This window comes from Streptomyces chilikensis, assembly GCF_001642695.1.
In the GTDB taxonomy this organism is placed as follows: Bacteria; Actinomycetota; Actinomycetes; order Streptomycetales; family Streptomycetaceae; genus Streptomyces; species Streptomyces chilikensis.
Genome location: NZ_LWCC02000106.1, coordinates 1 through 9,566, shown reverse-complemented (window position 1 = coordinate 9,566; position 9,566 = coordinate 1). Strand labels below are relative to the sequence as shown.

Here is a 9,566-nt window from a genome sequence, read left to right as displayed (position 1 = left end):
GAGCCAGCCGACCCCGCCGGCCACGAACAGCAAGCCGAAGTTGGGGAAGGCGAAGAGGCCGGAGAGCCGCCCGCTCCACGACGTCCCCCTGCCACAGCCGGACTTCGGCGCGGTCACCCTTCCTGGCGTCGTCGTACGCCTCCGACCCATCGCTTGCGTCGCTCCAATGTTTAGGCTGGTCAACGGCGGCGTGAAAAATCGCGAAGAAAGTTGTCGTCGGATGTCGAGGACCCGCTTCCCGCTCCGACCAAGGGGTGACAGCACGCCAACGGGGCGCGCGGTATGGGGAGGACACCCGAGATGAAGTACGTCGCGATGATCTACGGCAACCAGGCCAAGTGGGACTCCTTCCCGGCCGAGGCATGGCCGGAGGCGATCGCCAAGCAGGAGGCGTTCAACAAGAAGTACCGCGAAAGCGGTGAACTGCTGGGCGCCTACGGCCTGGCGGATGCGGCCAACGCCCAGCTCGTGCGCCGCGAGGACGGCGCGCCGGCAGTCACCGACGGCCCGTACCTGGAGACCAAGGAGTACATCGCCAGCTTCTACATGCTGGACTGCGACAGTCTGGAGCGGGCGCAGGAGATCGCTGCGGACATGCCGTTCGCCGATGTGGAGCCGGTGGAGCTGTGGCCGGTGCTGCACGAGTCCGCGGCGGACATGTGACCGCCGTGCACCACGCCGCCGAGGACCTGCTGCGCGAGCTGGCGCCGCAGGTCCTCGGCGTGCTCGTACGCCGCTACGGTGTCTTCGATACGTGCGAGGACGCGGTCCAGGAAGCGCTGCTGGCCGCCGCCCTGCAGTGGCCGAAGACGGGGGTGCCGGACAACCCCCGGGGCTGGCTGGTCACCGTCGCCTCCCGCAAGCTGGTCGACCAGATCCGCAGCGAGAGCGCCCGGCGGCGCCGCGAGGACGCCCTCGCGTTGGCCACCCCGCAGGCCGAGTTGCTCAGCCACGCCGCTGATGCCGTGCCCGCCATGGACCGGGACGACTCGCTGGCCCTGCTGTTCCTGTGCTGCCACCCCGCGCTGTCCCCGGCCAGCCGGATAGCGCTGACCCTGCGCGCTGTGGGCGGCCTGACCACCACACAGATCGCCGCAGCCTTCCTGGTCCCCGAGGCAACCATGGCCCAACGCATCAGCCGCGCCAAGCAGGCCATCAAGGCGTCCGGCACCTCCCTGGCCATGCCGGAAGGGGCCGACTTCGCCGAGCGGCTGGCCGAGGTGAGGCACGTGCTCTACCTCGTCTTCAATGAGGGCTACACCACCACCGGCAGCGCCGACCTGACCGCGCCGGAACTGTCCGCCGAGGCGATCCGGCTCACCCGGATGCTGCACCGCCTGGTGCCCGACGACACCGAAACCGCCGGTCTCCTCGCGCTGATGCTGCTGACCGACGCGCGCCGCCCCGCCCGCACCGGCCCCTCCGGGGAACTGGTGCCGCTGGCGGAACAGGACCGCAGCCGGTGGGACCGCCGGCTCATCGTCGAGGGAGTCGGTCTCATCGGTCGGACCCTGCCACGCGGCCAGGTCGGCCCGTACCAACTGCAAGCTGCCATCGCCGCCGTGCACGACGAGGCCGAGGACACCGACGCCACCGACTGGCCTCAGATCCTCGCCCTGTACGAGATCCTGGAACAGTTCGGGCCGAACCCGATGGTCACCCTCAACCGCGCGGTCGCCGTCGCCATGGTCCACGGCCCGGCTGCCGGACTCGACCTGCTCACAGCGCTGGAGACCGACAACCGCCTGGCCCGCCACCACCGCCTGCTCGCCACCCGTGCCCACATGCTGGAACTCCTCGGCGAGCACAAGGCCGCGGCGGTCTCCTACCGCGAAGCCGCCCGCCGCACCACCAGCGCCCCCGAGCGCCGCCATCTCAGCGCCCGCGCCCACCGCTTGGAGGTCCGCGCATAACGCGTCGTAAACCGAACGCACCGTGGTCTGCGGCGGAGTACGCGCCTGTCCTGTCGCGGTTGGGGCGGCGGCCTGGTCGCCTCCGTGGACGGCATGCGGTTCGTCGTCCCCGTGCCGTCGGTGTACGCGCGGCCGAACCCGAAGTACTTCGGGCGCCGGGGCGGGGCGACCTGGCTGAACATGATCAACGACCAGGCGGCGGGGCTGGGCGGGAAGGTGGTGGCCGACACCCCGCGCGACTCACTGTACGTGCTGGACGTCCTCTACGACCGCGACGGCGGCAAGCGCCCGGAGATGACCGTCACGGACACCGCGAGCTACAGCGACATCGCCTTCGGGCTGCTCACCCTGGCGGGGTTCGCGTACGCGCCGCAGCTCGCTGGCCTGCCGGACCAGAAGATGTGGCGCATCGACCGCATGGCCGACTACGGCGCCTTCCGGGACGCGGCCCGCGGCCGGATCGATCTCGCCAGGATCGAACGGCACTGGGAGGACATCCTGCGGATCACCGGCTCCATCCACACCGGCGCCGTGCGCGCCTACGACGTGATCCGGATGCTGTCCCGCGACGGTCGCCCCACCCCTCTCGGCACGCGATCGCCCACTACGGGCGGATCGCCAAGACCCTGCACATCCTGCGCCTGGCCGACGAGCCCGGCTACCGGCGGCAGATCAAGAGCCAGGCGGACCTCCAGGAGGGTCGCCATGCCCTTGCCCGGAAGATCTTCCATGGCCGGTCCGGGCAGCTCTACCAGCGCTGCCCGGACGGCGTGGAAGACCAGATCGGCGTCCTCGGCCTGGTCCTCAACGCACTCGTGCTGTTCAACACGAGGTACATGGACGCTGCGGTCAACCAGCTGCGGGCGGACGGCTTCGACGTCCTCGATGAGGACGTCGCCCGCCTCTCCCCGTTCGTGCGGCACCACATCAACATGCTCGGCCGGTACTCCTTCCAGCTTCCCGACCTGCCGGGCGGCCTGCGTCCGCTTCGCGATCCGGGCGCCACCGACGGAGAATGACCCAGGGTCCCCGGCCCGCACCGACGGATGGGAGGACCCTGGAGACATGCGCCCGGTGGTGCGGTCAGTGCGGCACGGAGCTGCCCGAAGGCAGCGGGCGGTCGCGCCGGTACTGCGACTCGGCCTGCCGTACAAGGGCCTGATGGGTGACGCGGGCCCACTGGGCGGCGATCGACACCAGCAGTGAGGCGATGCGGACTTCCTCGGACGACGCCTCGACAGCGTGAGCGTTGCTGTTTAAGATCACGGGCACGGCATCGCGTGTCGGTCACCGTCTGGGTGAGGCATGGAGGTGCCCGTGAGATTGCCTTGCGGAGGCATTCCACACATGTCAGTCGAGTTGAATCACACCATCATCCATGCCCGGGACAGCCGGGAGTCGGCCGAGTTCCTGGCGCGCATCCTGGGGCTTGAGGTCGGGACGGAGTGGGGACCGTTCGTTCCCGTGGCCACCGGCAACAGGGTCACACTGGACTTCGCCGCCGTCCCGGCGGAGTCGATCGTCACGCAGCACTACGCGTTCCTCGTCTCCGACGAGGAGTTCGACGCGGCCTTCGCGCGAATCCAGCAGGCCGGGATCACGTACTACGCCGATCCGCATCTGAAGCAGCCTGGAGAGATCAACCACCACCACGGTGGGCGCGGCCTGTACTTCATGGATCCGGCCGGGCACGGCATGGAGATCATCACACGGCCCTATGGCAGCCACGTGGAGCAGCCGGCGGCATCCTGAGGCAGTGGCAGGTCAGGGCACTCCCTGGCCTGCACTCCGTGGCGGGGTTCAACTGCCGTACGAGCGCCTCTTCCGGGTCACCGACCCAATGGGTGCGATCGTCCAGTTCGTCGAGCGAGTCACTCCGTCTGCGCCCGAGAACGCCTGAAGTCCCGCCACGTCAGGCCGCATCCGAGCCATGTCCCGGCACGCCCGGCCCCTGACCGCGTGCGACATATCGCGCAACCCTTGCAAAGGACCCCAACGTTGTCACCTGACCCGACCACCGTTCACCCGCTGCCCGCCCACGAACGCGTGGTGTTCCTCAACCCGCTGGTCACCTCACCGAATATCGCCGTGGGCGAATACACCTACTACGACGACCCGGACGGTGCCACGGACTTCGAGCACCGCAACGTCCTCTACGCCTACGGGCCGGAGCGTCTCATCATCGGCAAGTACTGCGCGATCGCCTCGGGGACCACATTCCTGATGGCCGGTGCCGAGCATCCGTCGATGGGGGTGTCCACATACCCGTTCACCATGTTCGGCGGCCGATGGGCCGAGCAGACCCTGGACATCGTCACCGCCATGCCCAGCCGCGGCGACACGGTCGTCGGCAACGACGTCTGGCTCGGCTACCGGGCAACCGTCATGCCCGGCGTACGGATCGGCGACGGCGCCATCATCGCGGCCGGCGCCATGGTCACCGCCGACGTGCCGCCCTACACGATCGTCGGCGGCAACCCGGCCAGGCCGATCCGGCAACGGTTCGACGACGCCGGTATCGAGCGGCTGCAGCGCGCCGCGTGGTGGGACTGGCCCGCCGACCTCGTCACCGAACACGCCCGCACCATCATGGCCGGAACCCCGGCCGACATCGAACGCATCGCCACCGAGCACGGATTGGGGAAGTCCCTTTGAGCCATCCGCCCCAGGTATCCATCGAAGAGCACGCGGTGGCCGACAGGACGGCCGGACCCTACGCCCTCACCACGGGACCGGACGGCGCCCTGTGGTTCACCCGGTATCGAGCGGACCGGATCGGGCGGATCACCACCGACGGCGTCATCGACGAATTCGGCATTTCCGACAACGAAAACGGTCCGCCGACGGAGTCGGCGGACCGTCACGAAAGATCGAGGCTAGAACGCCTTGGAGTACTCGCACTCCGAATCAGAGATGATGTACGTCTTCCCGCCGGTGTAGTACTTTCCGTCCACCCTGGTGCACCACTTCTGATTCCCAGACCGGTTCGGCGCCGCAGCGGTGTCGGAAATGTGCGGCGTTGCGATCACTCCGGTATCCGTGTCCCCCTCGAAGGCGCCGTCAGCCGTAATCGTCACCGTGATCTCCACGTCGGCCCACGGTGAGCAATAAGCATGACCTGTCGCATAGACAGTGCCATTGGAGTAGAACGGCTTGACAGCCTCCGCGTAGCAAGTGGTGGCCGCTGCACTTGAGGTGCCCGCGTACGCGACGCCAGGAGCGACGATTGAACCGGCGAAAGCCGCAGCGCACAGTAATCCCGTGGCTATTTTTCTCCTCACGAATTCCTCCTGTTGAGAGTTTCGAAGGCATCGGCAGCCTCTTCACCAGACCGCGCCCAGCCAGGAACTGGTGCATCAGCTTCGCGTTCCCGTCGGAAGCCGACAGGGGCATCGAACCAAGACCCGGTGCCCCTATCGGCTATCGGCCGACGGCTTGCCCCCCGTACAATCGCATTCCCTGCCGACCGGTCAGCAAGGAATGTGAGAACCGCCCTTCACCAAGTAAAGGTTGGAGACCCAGCCGTACTTCGTCGACGCCGTACGCAGGTACGTGAACCCGTCGGCCGTGCACCAGTAGTCGACCTTGTTGGTCACGCTGGCGGTGTGGAGGATCTGGCATCCCCACTCCGGACCGCTGCGAAGGTACACATCTTGCGTGAAGTACTGCCCGTACGCGCTGGTGTCACGGTTGGTTGGAGTAACACCACAGGCGGCCGCTTCCGCGGCAGTTGCCGTGGATGCCGATGCCGGCGACAGCGTCGCGAAGGCCGCCGCGGCCACAGCCGCGGCCACTCCGATTCTCCTGGACAGACGCAAGGTCTTCTCCTTCGTGGTCATGCTCAGCGGACTCTGCGCACACATCGTGGCCGTCCGGTCTTGGAGAAACCTTCGGAGAACCTTGAACTTCCAGGTCCGGGGCACTGGACCGCGTGGCCGGGCCGGCACCCGTACCGCGGGGCCCGGGCCCGTTCGGGACCCGGCCAAGGTGGCCCTGCTCTCGCATGACTACGACGAACGGACGCGTAGCGCTGGGCGATGCCCGGAGCCGGGCCCGGTGAGAGGGGCGGCGGTACAGCGGGGGCGCTAGCCAGTCGCACCGCTTCAAGGCCGGCTCGTCGACCTTCATTCACCGGCGGCGCGTCAGGGCGGTGCCGACGTCCCGCCGCACGGCCTGGGACAACGGGGCCGTGCGGCGGGACGGAGCGGAGTCCGCGGGCCGGGTCCCGAGCGGCGGTGACAACCGGTACGTGGTGTCACGTACCTGCCGAGGTCGCCGCGCCGGGTGGCTGGTCGGCCTGCCCGTCGCCGAGTTTGCCCCGCAGGTCGTGGGCGGACGGGTGGCCGATCTCGTCGGCGATCCGCAAGGCCTGGTGCCAGGCCTCGCGCGCCGCCTCGGGGTCACCGGCGGCGAGACGGGTGTCACCGAGATGACACAGGATTTCCGTCTCGCCGTACCGGTCACCGAGTCCGCGGTCCAGGTCGAGGGCCCTCCGGTAGCAGTCGACGGCTTCGCTGTACTCGGCCAGGTGGTGGTGGGCGTAGCCGAGGCTGTCCCATGCGCCTGCCTCGCCGTGCCGGTCACCGATCTGCTGGTTGAGGGCCACCGCCAAGGCGCAGTGGTCGAGTGCCTTCTTGTAGTCGGCGAGCATGATGTGCAGCCAGCCGGCGTTGTTCAGCGCCTTGGCCTGGCCGGCCAGGTGGCCGGTCTGCCGGTACAGGGTCAGCGCCTGCTCATTGTGGTCGAGCGCGTCACGCCGGCGTCCCTGCTGATCGCGCACCCAGCCCAGGCCGCGGTGGGTGTGGGCCTGACTGACCCGGTCCCCCAGCTGTTCGTACAGGTCCAGGGCGTGGCGAAAGTGGAGCAGCCCGTCGTCGAGCCGGCCCGTCTGGGTGTACACGCCACCGAGGCTGCGGTGGGCGCCCGCCTGCCACCGGCGGTTGCCGAGCCGCTCTGCCGCCGCGAGCGCGGCCTGCTGGCCGGCCGCCCAGTCGTGCCAGTGCCCGCGGTAGTCGAAGAACGTCTCCAGGGCCCAGGCCAGCTGCCAGACATGGGCGTCGAGACGAGAGTCAACCGCCCGGTCGAGCATGCTGAGCAGCACGGCGTGCTCGGCGGTGCACCAGGTCAACGCGGCGCTGTGATCCGCCACCTCCTGGGGCGTGACACCCCGCTGGGCGGTCGGCAGGGGGATGGGGTCACGGTGCGGGTCCAGCCGGCCGGCGGCGGCGTGGGCGGTGTGGAGGTAGAAATCCGCCAGACGCAGCAGCGCCTGATCGCAGTCTTCGGTCAGGTCCTCCCGTGCTCGCTCAGCCGCGTAGAGACGGGTGAGGTCGTGCATGCGGTAACGGCCCGGAACGTGCTCGTCGACCAGATGGGCGGCCTGGAGCCTGCGCAGGAGCGCGCGGACCCGTGGAACGGGCAGGGCGGTGACGGCTGCTGCGGCGGGCAGGCTGATGTCGGGGCCGGGCGCGAAACCGAGCAGCCGGAACACACGCGCGACCTCCCGGTCGAGCGCCTGGTACGAGGAGGCGAATACGGCCCGGACGTCGGCGGAGAGGTCGCCGGTGTCCAAGGCGTCGAGCCGGGTTTGTGCCTCCCGCAGTTCATCGGCGAGCTCGGCGAGCGGAAAGCGGGACGACGTCAGCGCGCGGGCGGCCAGGATGCCGACCGCCAGCGGCAGGCCTGCTCCGTGGTGCAGCAGGGCGGTGACCGCTTCGGGTTCGGCGACGAGGCGGTCCGCCCCCAGATGGCGCAGGAGAAGCGCGTGAGCCTCGGCGTCCGTGAGGACGTCCAGGGTGAAGGGGCGTGCGCCGTGGGCGGTGGTCAGACCGGTGAGTCGGCTGCGGCTGGTGACCAGGACGGCGCACGTCGGACTTCCGGGCAGCAGGGGGACGACCTGAGCGGTGTCGCGGGCGTTGTCCAGCACGATGATCATGCGCTTGCCGGCGATCATGCTGCGGTAGAGCGCGGCCTGGGCATCCGGATCCGCGGGGATCCGCGCGGGATCGGCGCCGAGCGCGTCGAGGAAGCCCCGTACCGCCATGCGCGGTGACACGGGCTCCCCCGACGGGTCGTAGCCCCTGAGGTTCACGTACAACTGTCCGTCAGGGAAGGCGTCGAGCTTCTCGTGGGCCCAGCGCAACGCCAGCCAGGTCTTGCCGACGCCTCCCACGCCGCCGATCGCCGCGATGACCAACAGCGGATTCGTGTCGCAAGGCTGCTTCAGCAGAGCGTCGAGATCAGCTAATTCTCGCTCCCGGCCGACGAACACCGACGGTGGTGCGGGCAGCTGGCGAGGAACGGGCCGAATCTTCGCTGCGCCGGCCGGACGGACAGCAGTGGGCGGGGAGAGGTCGAGTCCCGGGTCGGCCGTGAGGATCCGGTGGTGCAGTTCGCGCAAGGACGGGCCGGGATCGATCCCCATCTCCTCGGCCAGCAGCCGTCGGGTGCGGTCGTAACACCTCAGTGCCTCAGTCTGACGACCGCACCGGTACAAGGCCAGCATCAGTTGTCCCGCCGCACGCTCGTCCAGCGGGCGGGCTTCCGCCCGTGCGGCGCATTCGGCCACGATCTGGGCGTGCTGTCCCAGTCCGAGCCGCACTTCCGTCAGGTCCAGGCCGGCGGCGATCCGCTCGGCGTCCAGCAGAGCCCGTTGGTCGCTGAACCACGGGGCGTCCGCTCCGCCGAACGCCTCCCCGTGCCACAGACCGAGGGCGTCCTCCCACAGCGCCACCGCCGCCTCACCGGGGTCCGTCGCACGGGCCCGGCGGACCATCTCACGGAACCGGACCACGTCCACCGCGTCCGGCTCCACCTCGAGCCTGTATCCGTCGCGCTCCCGGACCGGCCCTGCTCCGGTGTCGGCCAGTGCCTGCCGTAATCGCGAAACGTACCCGTACAGCGCTTCGCGGCCACGCTGCGGTACCTGGGTGCCCCACACCCGGTCGATCAGCACGGCTGTCGGCACCACCCGCCCGACGTCCATGAGCAGAGCGCCCAGAACCAGACGCTGCCGCGCATGTCCGATGTCGATCGGCACGTCACCCCGCCATGCCCCAATGGGGCCCAGCACCCGGAATCGCACCATCATCTCTTCCCCCCCTGCTGTGGTCATGACGCTGGTCACGAAGGTATCCGAGACGCTGCAACGGGAATTCGAAACACCGACAGCCGTGGAGGCCGGCCGCCTCTTGCGTCCGGAGACCAACCTCTTTCCTTGAAAAGATCTTTCACCTCGGCCGCACAGCCAGGTCCGACTACAGCCCGATGCCGACGAGAGGGCTGTTCCTCATGCGGTCGATGTCGTCCAAGTGGCGGGCGAGGACGCGGGAGCCGCCGGCGCGGGCGATCTCGAGGGGGTCGTGTCCGGCGGCGCGGGCAATGGCGGCGAAGCCGACCAGGACCAGAGCGGCATTGCGCTTCCCGGCGAGGGCCGTCCGGTCGGTGTAACACCCGCCGCCGGCACTCCGCCAACGGCCACCTCAGCACCGACGAATACGAACGACGACACCACGCCGCCAAGCCCACGCTCGCCGTGTGACCCACGACCGCGTGTCCACCACACGGGGGAAGGCCCTCTCACCGGTACCCCGCACCCAGCGCACCCCGTGCACCGACGCGACTCACCGGCGGCGGTCCGGTCGCCGACGGCTC

At 69.3% G+C, this 9,566-nt stretch carries 8 protein-coding genes and 2 pseudogenes; 6 read left to right on the top strand and 4 right to left on the bottom strand.

The window, feature by feature from the left end:
• The first annotated feature begins 300 nt into the window (after positions 1–300).
• From A2U95_RS24570 to A2U95_RS24560, 3 genes and pseudogenes are all read left to right on the top strand, one after another.
• Positions 301–663, top strand: coding sequence for a YciI family protein (locus A2U95_RS24570; RefSeq protein ID WP_166026861.1), 363 nt, complete (start codon positions 301–303; stop codon positions 661–663).
• A gap of 5 nt (positions 664–668) precedes the next feature.
• Positions 669–1,913 carry an RNA polymerase sigma factor gene (locus A2U95_RS24565; protein WP_420857049.1) on the top strand — a complete coding sequence of 415 codons (1,245 nt, stop codon included), beginning with the start codon at positions 669–671 and terminating at the stop codon, positions 1,911–1,913.
• A gap of 60 nt (positions 1,914–1,973) precedes the next feature.
• Positions 1,974–2,932, top strand: a pseudogene (locus A2U95_RS24560) (transposase); the annotation flags it as partial.
• A gap of 64 nt (positions 2,933–2,996) precedes the next feature.
• Here the strand turns inward: A2U95_RS24560 and A2U95_RS24555 are convergent.
• Positions 2,997–3,185, bottom strand: coding sequence for a hypothetical protein (locus A2U95_RS24555; protein ID WP_166026857.1), 189 nt, complete (start codon positions 3,183–3,185; stop codon positions 2,997–2,999).
• A gap of 75 nt (positions 3,186–3,260) precedes the next feature.
• Between A2U95_RS24555 and A2U95_RS24550 the strand changes: the two genes are divergently transcribed.
• The 3 genes and pseudogenes from A2U95_RS24550 to A2U95_RS33835 all read left to right on the top strand — a co-directional run.
• Complete coding sequence (locus A2U95_RS24550; protein ID WP_166026855.1) at positions 3,261–3,665, top strand: VOC family protein; 405 nt, start codon at positions 3,261–3,263, stop codon at positions 3,663–3,665.
• A gap of 246 nt (positions 3,666–3,911) precedes the next feature.
• A complete protein-coding gene (locus tag A2U95_RS24545) occupies positions 3,912–4,568 on the top strand; it encodes a CatB-related O-acetyltransferase (RefSeq protein WP_166026853.1) in 657 nt (218 codons plus the stop codon).
• A pseudogene (locus A2U95_RS33835) lies at positions 4,454–4,693 on the top strand (hypothetical protein); the annotation flags it as partial. The gene A2U95_RS24545 and the pseudogene A2U95_RS33835, both read left to right, overlap by 115 nt.
• Before the next feature lie 96 nt (positions 4,694–4,789).
• On the opposite strand, the gene A2U95_RS24540 reads toward A2U95_RS33835, so the two are convergent.
• From A2U95_RS24540 to A2U95_RS24530, 3 genes are all read right to left on the bottom strand, one after another.
• On the bottom strand, positions 4,790–5,194 hold the full coding sequence (locus A2U95_RS24540) for a hypothetical protein (RefSeq protein WP_166026851.1): 405 nt from the start codon (positions 5,192–5,194) through the stop codon (positions 4,790–4,792).
• 189 nt (positions 5,195–5,383) lie between these two features.
• Positions 5,384–5,752 carry a hypothetical protein gene (locus A2U95_RS24535; protein ID WP_166026849.1) on the bottom strand — a complete coding sequence of 123 codons (369 nt, stop codon included), beginning with the start codon at positions 5,750–5,752 and terminating at the stop codon, positions 5,384–5,386.
• 416 nt (positions 5,753–6,168) lie between these two features.
• The gene (locus A2U95_RS24530) at positions 6,169–8,952 is read right to left on the bottom strand and encodes an AfsR/SARP family transcriptional regulator (protein WP_240958011.1); all 2,784 of its coding nucleotides are present in this window, start codon (positions 8,950–8,952) and stop codon (positions 6,169–6,171) included.
• Between the last annotated feature and the right edge of the window lie 614 nt (positions 8,953–9,566).

What these genes read in the sequence shown, in the direction of transcription:
- A2U95_RS24570 (WP_166026861.1), top strand. Translation starts at nt 301, where the DNA reads ATGAAGTACGTCGCGATGATCTACGGCAACCAGGCCAAGTGGGACTCC.
- A2U95_RS24550 (WP_166026855.1), top strand. Translation starts at nt 3,261, where the DNA reads ATGTCAGTCGAGTTGAATCACACCATCATCCATGCCCGGGACAGCCGG.
- A2U95_RS24535 (WP_166026849.1), bottom strand. Translation starts at nt 5,752, where the DNA reads ATGACCACGAAGGAGAAGACCTTGCGTCTGTCCAGGAGAATCGGAGTG.